Source organism: Clostridium sp. TJA038, assembly GCF_058310255.1.
In genome coordinates this window covers 121,871-140,139 of record NZ_JBZEFA010000001.1, presented here as the reverse complement: position 1 = coordinate 140,139, position 18,269 = coordinate 121,871, and the positions used below count along the sequence as shown (strand labels likewise).

At 27.2% G+C, this 18,269-nt stretch carries 15 protein-coding genes; 4 read left to right on the top strand and 11 right to left on the bottom strand.

Annotated features, from left to right (window positions below; genetic code table 11):
* Positions 1-107 precede the first annotated feature (107 nt).
* A complete protein-coding gene (locus tag AC4FQV_RS00700; protein WP_491163790.1) occupies positions 108-1,445 on the top strand; it encodes a lipid II:glycine glycyltransferase FemX in 1,338 nt (445 codons plus the stop codon).
* Positions 1,446-1,670: 225 nt separating this feature from the next.
* Complete coding sequence (locus AC4FQV_RS00695) at positions 1,671-1,976, top strand: PadR family transcriptional regulator (protein WP_491139382.1); 306 nt, start codon at positions 1,671-1,673, stop codon at positions 1,974-1,976.
* A 42-nt stretch (positions 1,977-2,018) separates the two neighbouring features.
* Here AC4FQV_RS00695 and AC4FQV_RS00690 read toward each other — a convergent pair whose 3' ends face one another.
* Positions 2,019-2,753: an amino acid ABC transporter ATP-binding protein gene (locus tag AC4FQV_RS00690; RefSeq protein WP_491139383.1), complete on the bottom strand. Its 735-nt coding sequence runs from the start codon at positions 2,751-2,753 to the stop codon at positions 2,019-2,021.
* Between the two features lie 18 nt (positions 2,754-2,771).
* Positions 2,772-4,274, bottom strand: coding sequence for an ABC transporter permease subunit (locus tag AC4FQV_RS00685; protein ID WP_491163787.1), 1,503 nt, complete (start codon positions 4,272-4,274; stop codon positions 2,772-2,774).
* Between the two features lie 167 nt (positions 4,275-4,441).
* On the opposite strand from AC4FQV_RS00685, the gene AC4FQV_RS00680 reads away from it, so the two are divergent.
* The gene (locus tag AC4FQV_RS00680; RefSeq protein WP_491163785.1) at positions 4,442-5,221 is read left to right on the top strand and encodes an EFR1 family ferrodoxin; all 780 of its coding nucleotides are present in this window, start codon (positions 4,442-4,444) and stop codon (positions 5,219-5,221) included.
* A gap of 315 nt (positions 5,222-5,536) precedes the next feature.
* On the opposite strand, the gene AC4FQV_RS00675 is transcribed toward AC4FQV_RS00680, so the two are convergent.
* From AC4FQV_RS00675 to AC4FQV_RS00665, 3 genes are all read right to left on the bottom strand, one after another.
* Complete coding sequence (locus AC4FQV_RS00675; protein ID WP_491139386.1) at positions 5,537-5,932, bottom strand: hypothetical protein; 396 nt, start codon at positions 5,930-5,932, stop codon at positions 5,537-5,539.
* A 77-nt stretch (positions 5,933-6,009) separates the two neighbouring features.
* Positions 6,010-6,297 (bottom strand): DUF503 domain-containing protein, encoded by a 288-nt coding sequence (locus AC4FQV_RS00670; RefSeq protein WP_491163783.1) that lies wholly within the window; start codon positions 6,295-6,297, stop codon positions 6,010-6,012.
* A 12-nt stretch (positions 6,298-6,309) separates the two neighbouring features.
* Entirely contained in the window at positions 6,310-8,067 is a 1,758-nt protein-coding gene (locus AC4FQV_RS00665; protein ID WP_491139388.1) for an SUV3 family DEAD/DEAH box RNA helicase, read from the bottom strand.
* A gap of 253 nt (positions 8,068-8,320) precedes the next feature.
* Between AC4FQV_RS00665 and AC4FQV_RS00660 the strand changes: the two genes are divergently transcribed.
* Positions 8,321-9,181 (top strand): 50S ribosomal protein L11 methyltransferase, encoded by an 861-nt coding sequence (locus AC4FQV_RS00660; RefSeq protein ID WP_491139389.1) that lies wholly within the window; start codon positions 8,321-8,323, stop codon positions 9,179-9,181.
* Positions 9,182-9,241: 60 nt separating this feature from the next.
* Here AC4FQV_RS00660 and AC4FQV_RS00655 read toward each other — a convergent pair whose 3' ends face one another.
* The 6 genes from AC4FQV_RS00655 to selA form a co-directional block, all read right to left on the bottom strand.
* The gene (locus AC4FQV_RS00655) at positions 9,242-10,996 is read right to left on the bottom strand and encodes a S8 family peptidase (RefSeq protein ID WP_491139390.1); all 1,755 of its coding nucleotides are present in this window, start codon (positions 10,994-10,996) and stop codon (positions 9,242-9,244) included.
* Positions 10,986-12,845: a S8 family peptidase gene (locus AC4FQV_RS00650; protein WP_491139534.1), complete on the bottom strand. Its 1,860-nt coding sequence runs from the start codon at positions 12,843-12,845 to the stop codon at positions 10,986-10,988. The genes AC4FQV_RS00655 and AC4FQV_RS00650 overlap by 11 nt, the downstream gene beginning before the upstream one ends.
* Positions 12,846-12,984: 139 nt before the next feature.
* Positions 12,985-14,340: a 23S rRNA (uracil(1939)-C(5))-methyltransferase RlmD gene (gene rlmD, locus AC4FQV_RS00645; RefSeq protein WP_491163778.1), complete on the bottom strand. Its 1,356-nt coding sequence runs from the start codon at positions 14,338-14,340 to the stop codon at positions 12,985-12,987.
* Positions 14,341-14,367: 27 nt separating this feature from the next.
* A complete protein-coding gene (locus tag AC4FQV_RS00640) occupies positions 14,368-14,796 on the bottom strand; it encodes an RDD family protein (protein WP_491139392.1) in 429 nt (142 codons plus the stop codon).
* A gap of 178 nt (positions 14,797-14,974) precedes the next feature.
* Positions 14,975-16,879: a selenocysteine-specific translation elongation factor gene (selB, locus tag AC4FQV_RS00635; RefSeq protein ID WP_491163776.1), complete on the bottom strand. Its 1,905-nt coding sequence runs from the start codon at positions 16,877-16,879 to the stop codon at positions 14,975-14,977.
* The gene (gene selA, locus AC4FQV_RS00630) at positions 16,876-18,267 is read right to left on the bottom strand and encodes an L-seryl-tRNA(Sec) selenium transferase (RefSeq protein ID WP_491139394.1); all 1,392 of its coding nucleotides are present in this window, start codon (positions 18,265-18,267) and stop codon (positions 16,876-16,878) included. The genes selB and selA overlap by 4 nt, the downstream gene beginning before the upstream one ends.
* Positions 18,268-18,269 lie beyond the last annotated feature (2 nt).

Sequence of the window (18,269 nt, the reverse complement as noted above, 5' to 3'; positions counted from 1 at the left end):
TAGCAATGTTATACTTGAACAGAAAATTATTTCATATTACAATATACTTATTATGTCTTAATGTATATATATGTTTAGAACTGATGAAGTTTAAGGAGGAAACTAAATTGTATAAATTTGTAGAGATAAATTCATCAGAAATTGATAAATTTAATGAAACTAATAAAAAAGGCCACATATTTCAAACTTCTTATTGGGCTGAATTAAAAAAGGACTGGAAAAAGAAGTTTATAGCAGGATATGATAATGAAAATAACTTAGTTATAACTGCCACAATACTTTTAAGAAAAGCACCATACATAAATAAATATATGGGATATATTCCAAGAAGTTTTACATGTGACTACAACAACAAAAAATTATTAATAGAATTTACTGAATATCTAAGAGATTTTGCTAAAAAAAATAATATAAGCTTCATAACAATAGACCCAGATATTCATTTAAAAGAAAATGAAGAAGCTCTTGCAGAGGGAACTGAAATAAAGAACTTCTTAAAAAGTTTAGGATACAAAAATACAGATAGCAAAAACTTTGAAGCTATACAACCAAACTTTGTCTTTAGATTACCTCTTCCTACTGAAGGAAATAAAATGGATATTAAAAAAGCAGTATTTAAAAAATTCTCTAGCAAAACTAGATATAATATAAAGGTTGCTGAAGAAAGAGGACTATCTGTTGAAGTTTATGATAAGGAAACTTTAAATGATGCTGTCTTAGATAGATTTCATGAAATCATGGTTACAACAGGAAAAAGAGATAATTTCCTAGTTAGACACAAGGAATATTTTAAGGATATGATAGATTATCTTTATCCACATTGTAGACTATACATGGTTAAGTATAGCTATGAAAATGACTTTAACAGACTTTCTGAAAAACTTTCAAAACAAGAAGAAGCAAAAACTAAGGCAATAAAAAAAATAGAAGAACTTAAAGTAAAACTTGATGCTGAAAGTGATGAAGATAAAAAATCAAGAATCGAAAAGAAAATAACAGACCAAGATAAGAGACTTAAAGAAGCAGAAAGACAAATAGAAGGATTTAAAAAGAAAATATCTGATATTGAACCTTTTAAAGGACAAGAAATTTATTTATCTGGTTCAATTTATTTATATTATGGAAATAAAGCATGGTATCTTTATGGTGCTTCAGAAAATATCCTAAGAGATACAATGCCAAACTTTGCAATGCAATGGTCTATGATTTGCGATTCTATTGATTTAGGTTGCGACCTTTATGACTTTAGAGGAGTATCAGGAGATTTAAATCCTGAAAACCCATTATACGGACTTTATAAATTCAAAAAAGGATTTAATGGAAACTTTGTAGAATTTATTGGAGAGTTTGATATTGTTATAGATAACGGAATATATAATCTTTATAAAAAGGCATTTCCACAATTTAAAAAGATAAGAAATGCACTAATGAATAAAAAACAATAAAAAGAGTGCTAATTAGCACTCTTTTTTCTCTGTCTTAAAGCCCTCTTAAAAATTATAATTTATTAAATTAATTATATTAAGCTATATTTTTATATAAATTTTAAAAATTAATCATTAATATTAATATTTTAATTTAGAATAATTAAATAGTATAATATAATTAAGATATAAATTTATCAATCTATTTTCGATATCGTATATATTTATTTATAGGAGATGACCATAATGCAGGATAAAGTTTTAAGAAAATTATTTTTAGGTTTTATACACATTCATATTTTACATCATGCAAAAGTCGAACCTTTTTTCGGCTCAAAAATGATTGAGGAACTTAGAGAACATGGTTACTCTATGAGCCCTGGCACTTTATATCCTATTTTGCATAATATGGAAAGAGATGGCTTATTATTAAGAAAAGATAGATTAATAGAGGGTAAAATTAGAAAATATTATAGTCTTACAGAAGAAGGCGATGAAATACTAGAAGAAGCAACTAATAAAGCCTTTGAATTATTTAAAAAGATAAAATAAAAAATAATGGAGTTAGCTTATATTAAACTAACTCCATTATTTTTAATTTATAAACCTTTCTAAAAACTGTTTTGTTCTTTCATTCTTAGGTTTCTTGAAAATCTCATTAGGTGTTCCTTCTTCTATAACTACTCCACCCTCCATAAAAACAACTCTATCTGCTACATCTCTAGCAAAACTCATTTCATGAGTTACAATTATCATTGTTTTATGCTCTTTTGCTAAATCCTTTATTACAGATAATACTTCTCCAACTAACTCTGGGTCTAAGGCTGAAGTTGGCTCGTCAAATAAAGTAACATTAGGATTTATAGCCATAGCTCTAGCTATACTAACTCTTTGTTTTTGTCCACCTGATAAAGTTTTAGGATAACTGTCTTTTTTACTGTCCATCCCTACCTTTTTTAAACTTTCAATTGCAATTTCTTCTGCAATTTTTTTATTCATCTTTTTAACTACAATCAATGCTTCAGTAACATTTTGCAAAACTGTTTTATTATTAAATAAATTATAATGTTGAAAAACCATTGCTGATTGCTTCCTTAAAAGATTAATTTCCTTTTTACTTGCTTTTTCTGCATTTATTTTAACTTCACCAAGAGTAATCTCACCTTTTTCTGGGACTTCTAAATAATTTAAGCATCTTAAAAAAGTTGACTTTCCCGAACCTGAGGGACCAATTATTACAACAACCTCCCCCTTATTAACCTCTAAGTTAACATCCTTTAAAACTTCTAAATTTTTATAACTTTTTTTAAGATTTTTAACCTTTATCATAATAAATTAATCCCCCTTTTAATAAACAGAAAGTTTTCTTTCAAGAAGCTTTTGTAGATAATTGAAAAATCCTATAATTACCCAGTACATTAAAGCAACTACTATATAACTTTCAAAGAATTTATAACTTGCAGAGGCTTCCATCTGTGCTTTAGCTAATAATTCAACAACACCTAAAGTAAATGCTAGAGAGGAACCTTTTACAGTATCTACAAATATATTACCTAAAGGTGGTATTGCTATTTTAAAAGCCTGTGGGAAAACTACTCTTCTTAAAGCTTGCCCCTTCGTCATACCTAAAGATAAACAAGCTTCCATCTGTCCCTTATCTATGGCATCTATTGAAGAACGTAAAACTTCTGCTACATAAGCTGAAGCATTTAATCCTAATCCTATTAAAGCAGCTGTAAACGCACTCATATTCTGAAGTGGTGGTATTATTTGAGGTATACCAAAATAAAGTAAAAATAATTGAACTAAGAGAGGTGTCCCTCTAAAGAATGAGATATAAACTTCAGCTAATTGCTTTATTACAGGAATCTTGTAAAGTCTTATAATAGCTAAAACTACACCTACTATTAGACCTAATAACATTCCAAATACTGATAAAGCAATAGTTACCTTAACAGCCTTAAATAGCATAGGTATTAATTTTAAAGAGTACATAAAGTCAAAGGATAAAGTGTTACTTTCATTTCCTTCTAAAATACTTCCTCCACTTTCATTATTAGGAACAGTTACATTAATTCCTAACCATTTATCAGAAATATTTTTTAAAGTTCCATCTTTTCTAAATTCCTCTAAGGTTTTATTTACCTTATCTCTTAGGATTTCTCCTTTTTCATCTTTAACAAAAGGATATGCATTTTCTATTTTATCTATTGGCTCTCCTGCTAGCTTAAGATTTAAGTCTTTTTCTTTTATTGCAGCTATAGCAGAAACTCTATCTATAACAACTGCATCAATTCTTCCAAGTAAAAGTTCATTAAAAGCTGCATCTGTATTTTGATATGTAATTATTTTTATCTCATTATTTTTATCCTTATCTTTAACTATCTTTTCATAATTACTACCTAAATCAACGCCAACTTTTTTTCCAATTAAATCATTAAAGGATTTAATTGAATCATTTCCATTTTTAACTATAATCTGAGCTCCACTATAAACGTATGGAACTGAAAAATAATATTTTTCTTCTCTTTCTTTACTTACAGTTATTTGATTTGCTATGGTATCGACCTTACCACTTTCAAGCATTCCAAATAATCCACTAAAAGATGCTGTTTTAAATTCTATTTTATAACCTAACTTTTTACCTATTTCATTCCAAAGGTCAATTTCAAAGCCCTTTAATTCTCCCCCTTCTAAGAATGTAAAAGGATAATAAGTTCCTGAAGTAGCTACAGTTAAAGTTTCTTTTTCTCTACTTCCTTCCTTGCTATTATTTTTAGACACACATCCTATAAATGCCATCATTAAAACAATAATAGCCAAAAATAACGCCACTAATTTCTTTTTCATTAGATTAAACCTCTTTCCCCTTTAATATATTTTAAATTATATGAATCCCTATCAAAATTGTCAACATTAAATAATTTTTATATAATTATATTTGTCCTTTGTATAGAAATTATGTATTTTTAATATTAAAATGTATGTAATAAATTTTTAAGTAAGGAGCTTTATTTATGGAAAAAGCTTTAATATTTTATTTTTCTACCTCTGGCAATTCTCTTTATGTTGCCAAAGAAATAAGTAATCATATAAAAAATTGTGAAATCTTATCTATAGTTGATGAATATTATAAAGGAAACTTTGAATATGAGAATAACTTGATAGGATTTGTATATCCAATATATGCCTCAGGAATTCCTCCTATGGTAGAGGAGTTTATTTCTAAGATAAAATTAAATAAAAAAGCTTATATATTTGCTGCTGAATGTACTGGTGGTGGAAAAGGTATAGGCTTTTTTATGATCAATAAAATTCTTTCTAAAAAAAATCTAAGATTAAAAAATGGGGAAAAATTTTTATTAAATTCAAACTATATAAGATTTGGTAAAAATCCTAAAAATTATGAAGAGGCTAAGCTTGTTATAGATGCAAATAAACTTAAAATAAAAACTTTTTCCCTCTCTATAATTAATAAAGAGGAAAGACTTTTAAAAGAAAAACTTATTTTCTTTAATATGATTTTATACAAATTATGGAAAGATAAATTTAAAAATAAAGATAAAAAATTTAATACTAATGAATTTTGTACTGCTTGTGGTATTTGCTGTAGAATTTGTCCTAATAATAATATAGAAATCATAGATGAGAAACCTATTTGGAAGGGTAATTGTTGTGATTGCATGGGTTGTATAAATAATTGTCCACACCAATGTATAAATATAGGTAAAAAAACTAAAAAGAAAAATAGATATAAAAATCCCTATATTTTAACTTCAGAATTGTTAAAAAAATAAAAAGGGATAAGCTTTAAAAACTTATCCCTTCCTTAAATAAAAACACCTAATAATTTAAAAATAAATTTAAATTACCTAATATTTTTATTTAAGATAAACTTTTTAAATGAAATACACTTAAAAAGCTTTATAAAGCCTAAGATAAAATTAAGCTTTATATTTTTATTTTAGTTACGCCACTTACACAAAACTTATAAGTTTTGTCTTGCCATACACTAAAATTTAAAGTAACTTTCGGCAGAAATAATAATTAATCTCCTCCATGTTACATTATTATATTATCCCTTTTTTAAATTTATATTCATATTTTTAATATTAACTATATATATGTCCATCTATATTAGCTAAAATGTTGTCTATCTGATAATCATTTACATTTAACTGTATATTTTTATTTAAAAGCTTTGATATTAATTCTTTTTTCTCCTCTTCAAAGATAGAAGATTCTTGAATACTTTCTATAAGTTCATCTAATTTATATAATATACAAACTCCTTCATAAGCACCCATAGCAGTACAAATATTTTCTGTAGATTTCCACTCCGTCATGTCATACTCAGAATAATCAACTTTCTCACAATAAGTGCTTATTTGTTCTTGGTAGTATCTATTAATATATCTCTGCGCTCTATCTGTTTCTTCAAAGCCTACTACATTTCCATCTGGCATAACTAAAATATAATTATTTTCTGTAACTTCATATGAACTCATAATAAATTCCTCCTAAAGTTTCTTTATTTTAGTCTTTCCTATCTTAAATAGCTTATACTTTTTATCTTTAAATTTATTTAAAATAAATAGCTTTCATTTTCTATATTTATAATTTCAGCCTCTGTATTATTTTCTATAAAACTAATTAATTTTTCAAAAGTTGAATCTACTTGCTTTTTCTCTCCACAAACTGCTGATATTCCAATTACTATAGTCTTGTGGATATCTTGGCTTTCAACTTCACCTATGGAAATATTGAATTTATTTTTTAATCTTTGAATTAAACTCCTAAGAACCATCCTTTTCTCCTTTAAAGAATGTACCCAAGAAGCTCTTAAAGTTATTTTTAAATTTAAAACCATCATAAAATCACCTTATTAAATTCTCATAAGAATATTATTTATTTCTTCACTTACTGAAAGTCTTTCTTCCTCAATCCAATTTAAGTCAAAATTTAAATTAAACCTTTTGCTAAAGGAGTAATACATATTTACCCTTTGATAATATGTTTCTAAATCATATAAAGTTCCTGAATAACATTTAGGTTTAAATAATTCCTCTTGATTGTTTATAAATAACTGATCAACAAAATTTAAAAACTGATTCATTAAATCATCCTTAGATATATCAAATGGAATTTTTAAAAGTTCCCATTGAATTTCCTCAAGAAGTTTATAAGGTTTTAATCTTTCTAATATTATTAAATATTCACTTATATCCATTTTTCTGTAATAGGGAACCTCACATTTTTTTGTGCTCCATAGAGCTAATTTCTCATTTAAGGGAAGATTATCAATTTCTAAAATTGCATCTGAAGGTCCTAAAACAGCTTTCTTTATACTAACATCTTCTTCTTCTAATCTTTCTTCAATAAATGCCTTGTTATCTCTATAAGTTGCTACATAACCAATGTTATATATACCTTTTCTTCCTGCTCTACCTGCAATTTGCTTAACCTCTTGTGAAGTCAACTCTCTCATTTGTTCTCCATCAAACTTGCTTATTGATAAGAAAATAATTCTTTTTATAGGAAGATTAACCCCCATTCCTATAGCATCTGTAGTTATTAAAATTTTATTGTTTCCATTTATAAATTCCTCATACTGTTTCTTTCTAACCTCTGGTGGTAAGTCTCCATATATTATTGAACACTTAATTCCCATCTGTGAATATTGCTCAGCCATTTGAAGAACTTTTTTCTTTGAAAATAATACTAAAGCATCTCCTTCTTGAACATTTTTAGGATGAAAACTTTCATCTTCTACAATAAGAGGAATATCCCTATGATATTCTATAATTTCATATTCTTCCTTACAATCTTCTATTATTTCTTTTAATATTTCCTTAGCATTTAAAGCACCACATATATGTATTTCGTTACAGTATAATCCTAATAAAGCTCTAGTCCATGCATATCCCCTTTGTGAATCATCTATCATCTGAATTTCATCTATAACTGCAACATCATATCTTTCATGTATATTAGCTTTTTCTATTGTGCAAGATACATGTGTTGCCTCTTCAAATAATATTTCCTCTTCACCAGTTAAAAGATTACACCTAACCCCTTGATTATTTAATTTTTCAAAATTTTCTAAAGCTAATATTCTAAGTGGAGATAGATAAACTCCCTTATTACACTTTTTAAGTCTTTCCATAGCTGTATAAGTTTTTCCTGTGTTTGTTTCCCCTAAATGTAAATAAAACTTTCTTTTAAGCCTTCTCGTATTAGGATATTCTTCTTTCGGATTTTTAGGAAATTTCTCATCAAACTCTTTTTCTATAAGCTTTGGAATATGATGTTTTACAAGAAGTGTCATTATTCCAGAGTTTATAAACACATTATAATTATTTCTTAATACCTCATAAAAATCAAAGTTAGTATTATTTTTTTTATTGTAATCTTCTAATATTCTTTTCCCAACATTCTCTAACAATTCTTCATACCTATCATAAATATCCTGATAACCCTTTAAGCCCTCATTTTCCATTTCTTTTAGTTGTAAAATTTTTTTTCTTAAAGTTGATTCATGCTCAAAAAGTGCATAAACCTTTGAATGCTTTACTATATTTTCAATTTGATTTATTTGTCCTACTAATTTTTTATACTCTCTCTGAGCTGTATTTTTTTTCATTAAAATTCCTCCGAGTTAAAAATTCTAGTTATTTAACACCTAATATATATTTTAATTGTAATCTTTTTCTATAAATATCTCAAACTTTAGAAAATTATATATCTATAGATTTTATTCTTTTCAATTTATATTTTAATATTTATTGTCTTTATAAAATTATATTTTATATTGCTATATTAAAACTCATCCTCTTTTCTATATGCTATAATCTTTTTATAAATTATTTAAAATTTAACATAAGGAGATAAAATAAATGTTTATAATTACTTATAAAGTACCAAAAGAACTTGTTGATGAAAAAATAGAATTACTTCAAATAAATGATATATTCAATGTATATTATGAATCCCCTCTAGACATAACAACAGATATGTTTGGATATGGCTATAAAGAAAAGGAAAATGTTATAGTTTCTTTAAAAGTAGCTTTTGATGGAGAATTAATAGATTTTGAAAAATTTAAAGAAGAAGTTTCTTCATTAATTAATGAAACTCCTTCTTTAGTAGAGGAAGTTAAAAATGAATTTGAAGAATTTTATATAGACCCAATACATTTAAATGATGACTGGGTTTTATGTGCTCCTAAAGATAATTTTGAAGAAAAAAAGGAAATTTTCTTTAATCCTCAAGGTGCCTTTGGAACTGGTCTCCATGAAACTACTCAAGATATATTAAAATTTATAGTTAATGAAGACTTCAAAGGAAAATCTCTTCTTGATTTAGGCACAGGCTCTGGAATACTTTCAATAGCAGCTGGTGTTAAAGGTGCTTCTAAAATAGTAGCCGTAGATATAAGAGATGTAAAAGAAGAAGTTTATTTAAACGCTTCCTTAAACAACTTAGATAATATAGATGTAGTAGTTTGTAATGTTCTTTCTGAAGAATATATTTTAGATGAAAAATTTGATTGGATTTTTATAAATATAGGAGGAGAAGAAACCTCTATGTTTATGGATTTTATTGATGAACACATAAAAAAATCTGGTAAACTTTTAGTTTCAGGCTTAGTTGAATGGAGTTTTGATTGGGTTAAGGATAAAGTTGAAAGAAAAGGATTTAAATTAAATAAAAAATTTCAAACAAATGAATGGTGTACAGCAATATTTTCAAAATAAAATAAATAAATACTCTAATTTTATATAAAATTAGAGTATTTTTAAACTTAAATTTAAAAATTAATTTGTCAAATTAAACATATTAAAAATATCTATCATACCATATCCCCACTCAGCGTTAGGATAAGTATCCCCTTTTCTTTTTCTTGTTCCTCTAGCAATAAAAGCCTTCAAAGTTTGAGAAAACATATATGGGTAATTCCCTTGAACTATTCCCCATTGGAAAAGTAATATGCAAATTCCTGCTACTATAGCTGCTGCAACACTTGTTCCATTTGCTAAAGTTGTTTTATTATTTGGTGCAACTGTTAAAGCATTAACTCCCCCTGCTGCGACATCTATTATATCTATATAATTATCTTGAAATCCTCTTCCTGAGTAATTTAGCTGAGTATTATTAAATTGATTATATGCAGCTACTGTTATTACAGAAGCACTTGTCCCAGGAACTGTTACTGTTCCATAAGGGTCAGAAGGTATCATTCTCGTTGTAGCCTTACTTATTCCTCTTGGTGGAAGCCAAATATCATATCTTCCTTCAACCTCTTTTAGTCCTCTAAACTTTAAGCTCCAAGTTCCTTGTTGCACATTATCTAATATAACAAGTATTAAAGAATCTTCATATATTTCTTCTGGAACATAATAACTTACCAAAACTGTCGTACGCTCAATGGTAAAATCATATCTATCACCTTTCCCAAAGAAAGGTTGTATTATTCCTGTTGTCCCTCCTGTTGGAGAAATTATTTCTATGGAAGCTATACTAGGTATTTGTACCCAAATTTCTAAAATTATCTTTTTTTGATTTTCATCAATATTAAATTCATGGGTGGTAGCCTGTCCATTATCCTTTATTATTCCAGAACCATGTAAAAGAGCAGTTCCTTCATTACCTGCCCCAGTTACTAAAGCAATTCCTCTACTTATTAATATTGAATCTAAAAATTCTTCTAACATACTAGTTCCCTTATGACTGCCTCTATTAGTTCCAAGAGGTAAATATATAATCATGCTACTAGAACCTTTTAAAAAATAAGAATATAGATACTGTATTCCAGTAAATATTTCAGTTATATTGTAAAGGGGAATTTCTATTTCATACTCCTTTTTATAGTAAAGAGACTGTGCAAGTTTAACAACTAAAAACTTACAATCAGGTGCAACACCCTTTAATCTTGGATTTTTACCTGAGGAACCAATTATTCCTGCCATAGCTGTTCCATGACCTATTTCATCCTTTGATGGTACTATAGAATATGGATCTCCTCCCTCTCTACTTAATTTTATAGCTTTATTTATATCCTCCTCTGAAAAAAACTTTCCATAAGGTAAATTATCCTCATGGGAATTTTCATTTAATACTGTTTGGTCCCATATACCTAAAATTCTAGTATTACCTTCTGAATCCATAAATTCTTCATTTAAATAATCTATTCCAGTATCTAAAATCCCTACAATTACCCCTTTACCTGTTAAATTAAAATAAGATTGTATTTGAACATATTCAACATTAGCAGCTTCTAGTGGACTTGTTTCTTGAAGAACATACCCTTCTGGATTTTTTATATAAGTAATACTGTCTATTTCAACATCCTTTCCATCTTCTTTTTTATATTTAATCATTGATACATCATTTTCATATTCTTGTAAATTTTTATCAATTGTTATAATAGCATATCTATTGTTTATTAATGTAGCATATATTCCCTCTTTTCCTGAAAACTCCTTTATAATATTACCTTGATATTGTACTAAATAATTTAAATAATTTTCATTGTTAAAAACATTCTTTGGAGCTGTAGACTTAAATTCCACTTAAATCACCTCCTAAAGTTAATTCCTTAGGAATTCTAACTAATAAATTTCCACAGTAATATTCCTTACAATCCTCATAATTATTTTCACTATCATAAGTATTATCCTTTAAACTTCTATAAGGTGCTAAAGGTACTGCTACTATATTTTTAAATATTTCATACAAATCTAAATATCCATATCCTGTAGATTCATTTGGATATACTTGTCCTGGTATCCTAGTAGCTCCATATATTAAATAACTTCTAACTTTGCTAGAATTCATTGTTCTATCATTTCCATTTATTATGCCCCATTGAAATAATAATGCACAAACTCCTGTAATTATAGCTGTAGCTGGTGAACTACCTGACATCTTTCCAACTCTTCCTCCTGGAAATAAAGTAAGCACATCTTTACCAGCTGTTGTTATATCAGGATTTATCCATCCATTAATATTAAAACCTTTTCCTGATTCTGCAAGTAAGGATTGAGTATTACTATTATAATAAGCAACACTTATTACATATCTTGCAGTTGATGGAACAGTAAGTGTATTTAAAGGATTAGGTTTAAGAAATTTTGTGTTTTCTGGTAATAAAGAACTTGGTGCTAACCATACATCATATCTCCCATTTGTTATATAATCTCCTCTTAATACAAAGGTCCATATTCCAGGTTTTATATCTTTAAATTCTATATAAATTAATTCATTTCCAGTAAAGGTATCTGGCACATAATATTTAATATTTACACTAGTATCTGTTAATATAAACTTAAAAGCTCTCTCTAAAGAAATTTTAGCATCTATAAATGAAGATTCTTCTCCACTTGGAGATATAATATTTAATGAAACTATATTAGGTCTTTGTACCCAAAAAGCTAAACTAAAATTTTTTATTTCTCTAGGTACTGATAACTCAACTTTATCCATGCCATTTTCTAGCTCTATAACTCCAGATGCATGACCTTGTGAGCTTCCTTCATTTCCAACTCCAGCAACTACTGCTATTCCTCTTATTGAACCTATAGTTGTTAAATATCTAGAAAAAAGACCTCTACCATCATGACTTGCTTCTGTACATCCTATGGCAAGACAAATAACTAGTGGCCTTTTCATTTTAAATGCATAATTTTTAAGATATTCTATACCTGCTATAATCTCTGCTTCATTATAAACTGGAACATCTTCTATTCCATTTTCTCTAAAGGTCTTTTCATAATTAAGAGAAGTAAGTAATTTAACTATTGCAAAATCACAATTTGGTGCAATCCCTTTAATAGTTCTATTATATCCTCTTGCCCCTATTATACTTGCTAATTTTGTTCCATGACCTATTTCATCCTTGCTATCTACTATTTCGTAAGGGTCTAATCCTTCTTCTTTTTTTCTAATTGCTTCATTTATATCATCATTATTAAAAATAGAACCTACATAAACAGAATCATCTGGTTTTTTAGTGCTTTTTTGGTCCCAAATAGTCAATATTCTAGAAGTATCATCCTCTCTCATAAACTCCTTGTTAAGATAGTCTATACCAGTATCAACTATTCCAACTATGACCTCACTACCATCTAAACCAAGATAAGGATTATTTACTATAGTTCCTATATTATCTGTTTCTTGTGGAGATATATCTTGTAAAACATAAGGCACTCTTGTTTGTATATATAATATAGAAGGTACATCTTTTCTAAGTTGCTTTAAATATTGAGGAGGCGTTGATACAACTCCTATGGTATCTGTAATAGCATCACCACAGGCATATGGTATTTTTTCTAATTCCTCTTTTAAATTACCTCTATATTCTACTAAGTAATCTGGAGAATCTTCACTTAAAAAATTTGGACATTGTGGCAAAGTTTCTATAACTTTTCACCTCTTTTAAATTAGTTCTTATTTTAATTTACTCTATAAATTAAATAATGTTACAAATAATAATATTTATAAAAGTATAAATTATTTAATAAAAAAAGTGATAGCACATAAGCACTATCACTTTTAAACTTTATATTTTATTTAATTTAACTACTGTTTCAACATGAGGAGTATTTGGGAACATATCCATAAGAACAGTTTTTTCAACTTTATATCCTTTAGATTCTAACACCTTTAAATCAACTACTAATGTTTTTGGATTGCAAGAAACATATATTATTTGTGGTGCATCAAACTTTATAAGATAATCTAAAGCCTTTGGATGAACTCCACTTCTTGGCGGGTCTAAAATTATTATGTCTGGTTTATCCTTAATAGTTTTTATGACCTCTCCTACATCTCCTGCTATAAAATTACAATTGCTTAAATTATTTAATTTAGCATTTTCATTAGCTGCCATAGCGGCTTCCTCTATTAATTCAATTCCAATAACTTTAGAAGCTTTACTAGCTGCTATTTGTCCTATTGTTCCTGTTCCACAATAAAGGTCAAATACTACCTTATTATCAGCATTTCCCATAAAATCTCTTACTATGCTATATAATTTCTCAGCACCTAAAGAGTTTGTTTGGAAAAATGAAAATGGAGATATTTTAAAATTTAATCCTAAAAGATTTTCTGTTATAAAATCATCACCATATAGAATATTTACCTTCTCTGGTATAACAGCTTCAGATAAGGCATCACTTTCTGTATGTATTATTGATTTTAAATTTCCTTTTAGATTTAGTCCTTTTATGATATTAGTAAACTCTGTTAAATCAAAATCAATTTGAGTTGTAGTAACTAAGTTAACAAGTACTTCCTTTGTTTTAACACTTTTTCTTACTACTAAATATCTTAAATATCCTGTTCTAGGCATTATTTTATAAAAAGGTAATTCTTTTTCTCTGAAATATTTAACTGTTGTATCTAAGATATTTCTAAAATCTTCATCAACTAATACACATTTATCAACATTAACTATTCCAAAGGATTTTCCCTTCATATGCATCCCCAAGGTAAGTTCTCCACCTTTTTCTTCATCTCCAAAGGTATATTCCATTTTGTTTCTATATTCCCATCTTTCAGGGCTACTTTTTATTCCTAAAAATTCACCAGTTGAAACTTCAGCCTCTTTAAATAAGTCTTTAACCTGTTGAACCTTAAGTTCTAACTGTTTATCATAAGGAATTGTTTGAGATGAACATCCACCACATATTCCAAAATGTGGACACTTTTGTTCTTCTTCATAACTTGCTTTTTCTCTCACTTCAGAAACTCTAATTTCTGCATATTCTTTTCTCTTTTTAGTTACCCTACCAAAAACTTTTTGTCCTGGATAGGTATTTTTAGCATAAACTTTTAATCCATCTACAAAGCCGAATCCTTTAGCAGGGAACTCTATTCCCTCTACTAATAATTCTATTTCATTACCTTTTCTCATTAGTTGTCTCCCTTACTAATAAATTATTTATTTTCTTAAAATTCTTTCACCTAATGTTACTTTAAATTTTTTGCCTTCCATTATAGCTCTATAAAGAATGTTCATAATAACAAAAATTATAAAATAAAAAGGAACTCTTCCTTCTGCTGAAATTTTATAACCAAAAGGTCTCATTACTAAGTCCACTATAAAAAGTGCTACTAAAGATAGTAATAATATTACTGCCTGGTCTATAATTCCTGCTAATATTCTCTTAAAAAAAGAAGGTCCATTATTTTCTTTTTTGTCCTCTTTTGGTTTATCTATAATATTTTCGTCAACAGGCATTGTATTAGTATCTAAAGCTATCTCCTCTAATAAAGCCGCTTCCTTTTCATAGGAATCCATGTTTTCTTTGTCCTTTTTATTATCTTTTAGAGCATTTTCTTCCTGCTCTTTGACCTTGTTATCGTCCATAATATCCTCCTAAAAGCCTTAAAATATTATTTTCTGAAATACATTAATTAAATATACTATATTTATTCTATTATGTAAATCAAATCTATTTAATTATAATGTATTATTATGGCAAAAATATTACATTTTAATTATTAATATAGGAAATAATATCCTTTTTAATAATTATAATTAAAAATTACTTTAAAACTCTCTTATCTTCTATTCTTTTTGTTATACCTATTTTGTCTAAATACTCTAAAATACTTACTAAATATTTTCTTGAAAATCCTAAAATATCCTTTGCATTCCCTAAGGTTATAAAGCCTTCTTTTTTTATAAAATCAACTATTCTCTCTTTAAACTCATAAAAAAACTCACTGTAAATTATAATATCTTCTTCAAGCTTTATGAGAACTTCTTCTTCAATTAATAAATTTAAAATTTTAAAATATTCTTTTTCTAAAGATTTATTTTCTATAATTTCTTTAAACTTAGGAAAAGGATTTTTCTTATTGCTATAAGCTTCTAATAATTTCTTCTTAATTAAACTTTGATTTTTTGTTAGCTCTATATTAAAGTCTTTTAATGAGATAAAATTTTTATTTTCCTTTATAATGTCTCTATCTTCCATTATAAATAGAAATCCATAAAAATTCTTTTGATTAATTTTATTAAAAAAAGCCTTACTCCTAAGTTCTTCCTTGCTAATACCTAGTTTTAGTGAGTTATCCTTATGAAAAATCTTTAAAACCTCATAAATTTCCTTTGATTTTTTAACAAAAAACTTGTTATGAATATAACTTTTATGATTTTCCATTTCTATTTTAATTATTCTTTTTTCTTTACATAAATCTTCTAAAACTTCTTCTAATAAAACTTCATCCTTTTCTAACTCCTTAGATATATCCTTTAAACTTGGAAAACTTTCACTTAAAGATAAAACTATATTTTCAGTTATATCCTCTATATCTCCACATTCCATAAGTCTTAATTCATCTAAGTAACCTTCTTTAAACCTTTTAGTTTTAGTAGCTAGGGGGTTTATTATTTTTCCTCCTCCTAAATTCTTCATAGGAGAAAAATTTCTTATAACTATATTATCTCCCTTTTTAGAACATATTTCACTTTCTAATCTTAATTGTATGTAAGCCTCTTCTCCAGGTTTAATTTCTTCCTTATCTAAAATTATAATTCTTGCAAAAACCTCTAAAGTGCCATGATAAACTCTAACTCTCTGTCTGTTCACTAAATTTTTTTCATTAGAATTTAAATATTTAAACTTACAATCTACTATATAAGAAGGTTTTATTATAACATTACTTAAAACATCTCCTCTTTTTACTTCCTCTTTACTAACTCCTGTCAAGTTTAAAGCACATCTTTGTCCTGCTTTTCCTAAATCAACATCTTTATCGTGAATTTGAATATTTCTAACCTTAACTTCTGTTCCTTTTGGATTTATTTTAATTAAATCTCCAACTTTAACTCTTCCATTTAATATTGAACCTGTAACAACAGTTCCAAAACCATTAACTGAAAAACTTCTGTCTACTGACAATCTAAAATTACCTTCTGTGTCCTTTTCCTCAACCTCTTCTATAGAAAGGTCAATCTCTTTTATCAAGTCTAAAATACCTTCTTTTGTTTTAGAAGAAACTTCTATTAATTTAGAATCTTTAAAGGATGTATCCTTTAAGTAATCCTTAATTTCTTCCTTAACCATATTAGCCCATTCTTCATCAACTAAATCTCTTTTTGTTAAAACAATTAAAGACTTCTTAACCCCTAAAAGTTCTAAAATTTCTAAATGCTCTTTAGTCTGTGGCATTATTCCCTCATCTAAGGCTATAATTAGAAGAACTACATCTAAAGATGTAGCTCCTGCTAACATATTTTTTATAAATTTTTCATGCCCTGGAACATCTACTATACTAGCTCTTTTTCCAGAAGGCAAATCAAAAAAGGTAAAGCCTAAATCAATAGATATTCCTCTCTTTTTTTCTTCATATAATCTATCAGTATCTCTTCCTGTTAAGGCTTTTATAAGAGTTGTTTTTCCATGGTCTATATGCCCTGCTGTTCCTATAATTACATTCTTCATTTATTTTCACCTATCTCTTTTAAAGCATTAAATATTACCTCATAATCTTTTTCTAATATAGTTCTAAGGTCTATACAAACTGCTTCCTTATGAATTCTAGTTATTATAGGGATTTTATATCCTCTTAATCTTTTTTCTAAATTAGAATCACTTAAATTTTTAGAATTTATTTTAATTAAATAAGTATTTAAAAGGCTCTCTGGCATTGAACCTCCCCCAACTTTTGATTTACCCTTTTCTATTGATAAATCATAAAACTTATCTAAATCAATTAGCATACTATATAGCTTCTTTGATTTCATATATATTTCCTCTAAAGGTAACGTCATCATGCTAAGGGTAGGTATTTTATTAATTGCCTCTTTTTCATTTAAGTAATGTTTTAAAGTAGCTTCTAAGGCTGCTAAAGTAAATTTATCTACTCTTAAAGCTCTTGTTAATTGATTTTTCTTTATTTTGTCTATGAATTTCTTTTTTCCTAGTATAATTCCAGCTTGTGCAGAACCTAACATTTTATCTCCTGAAAAAGTTATTACATCAACTCCTGCTTTTAAACTTTCTATTACAGTAGGTTCTTTCTCTAGACCATATTTACTCAAATCAATTAAAACCCCACTACCTATATCCTCTATAAGTGGTATATTTTTTTCTTTTGATAACTTACTTAATTCCTTGTTATCAACACTTTTAGTAAAGCCTATCATTTTAAAATTTGAGTTATGAACTTTTAAAAATGCTCCTGTATCCTCTGTTATAGCTTCTTCATAATCATACAAATGAGTTCTATTAGTTGTACCAACTTCTACAAGCTTAGCTCTTGAAAATTTCATAACTTCAGGCACTCTAAAAGAACCTCCTATTTCAACAAGCTCTCCTCTAGATACAATAACCTCTTTATCTTCACATAAAGAATTTAAAACTAACATAATAGCAGCAGCATTATTATTTACAACTAAAGCAGCTTCAGCTCCTGTAATTTCTTTTAAAATATCTTCTATAAGAGAATATCTAGAACCTCTTTTACCATTTTTTATGTCATATTCTAAATTACTATAACTAGATGCAACTAAAACCATAGCTTCAATAGATTCTTCACTTAGTAAAGACCTACCTAAGTTAGTATGGATTATAATTCCTGTTCCATTTATCACTCTTTTTAAAGCACTTTCTTCACCTTTTAATAATCTTTGGTAACATTTTTCTATAAGCTCCTTCTTGCTTAAAGCAAAAAAAACTTCTTCATTTAAAATAGCTTTCCTATTTTCTTCAATAATTTCTCTTAAGATTTTTAAAACTCTATCTCTTCCTTTTTCTTCTAAAAAATCTTCTTTAAAACTATTTAAAACATCATCAACTTTAGGTAATGCTCTAAGAAGTTCTTTTTTCATGT

Bases quoted from the DNA above. Each gene is read 5' to 3' on its own strand.
- AC4FQV_RS00640 (WP_491139392.1), bottom strand. From the start codon at position 14,796: ATGGACGATAACAAGGTCAAAGAGCAGGAAGAAAATGCTCTAAAAGAT.
- selA (WP_491139394.1), bottom strand. From the start codon at position 18,267: ATGAAAAAAGAACTTCTTAGAGCATTACCTAAAGTTGATGATGTTTTA.
- AC4FQV_RS00685 (WP_491163787.1), bottom strand. From the start codon at position 4,274: ATGAAAAAGAAATTAGTGGCGTTATTTTTGGCTATTATTGTTTTAATG.
- AC4FQV_RS00660 (WP_491139389.1), top strand. From the start codon at position 8,321: ATGTTTATAATTACTTATAAAGTACCAAAAGAACTTGTTGATGAAAAA.
- selB (WP_491163776.1), bottom strand. From the start codon at position 16,879: ATGAAGAATGTAATTATAGGAACAGCAGGGCATATAGACCATGGAAAA.
- AC4FQV_RS00675 (WP_491139386.1), bottom strand. From the start codon at position 5,932: ATGAGTTCATATGAAGTTACAGAAAATAATTATATTTTAGTTATGCCA.
- AC4FQV_RS00680 (WP_491163785.1), top strand. From the start codon at position 4,442: ATGGAAAAAGCTTTAATATTTTATTTTTCTACCTCTGGCAATTCTCTT.
- AC4FQV_RS00690 (WP_491139383.1), bottom strand. From the start codon at position 2,753: ATGATAAAGGTTAAAAATCTTAAAAAAAGTTATAAAAATTTAGAAGTT.
- AC4FQV_RS00665 (WP_491139388.1), bottom strand. From the start codon at position 8,067: ATGAAAAAAAATACAGCTCAGAGAGAGTATAAAAAATTAGTAGGACAA.
- AC4FQV_RS00670 (WP_491163783.1), bottom strand. From the start codon at position 6,297: ATGATGGTTTTAAATTTAAAAATAACTTTAAGAGCTTCTTGGGTACAT.
- rlmD (WP_491163778.1), bottom strand. From the start codon at position 14,340: ATGAGAAAAGGTAATGAAATAGAATTATTAGTAGAGGGAATAGAGTTC.
- AC4FQV_RS00695 (WP_491139382.1), top strand. From the start codon at position 1,671: ATGCAGGATAAAGTTTTAAGAAAATTATTTTTAGGTTTTATACACATT.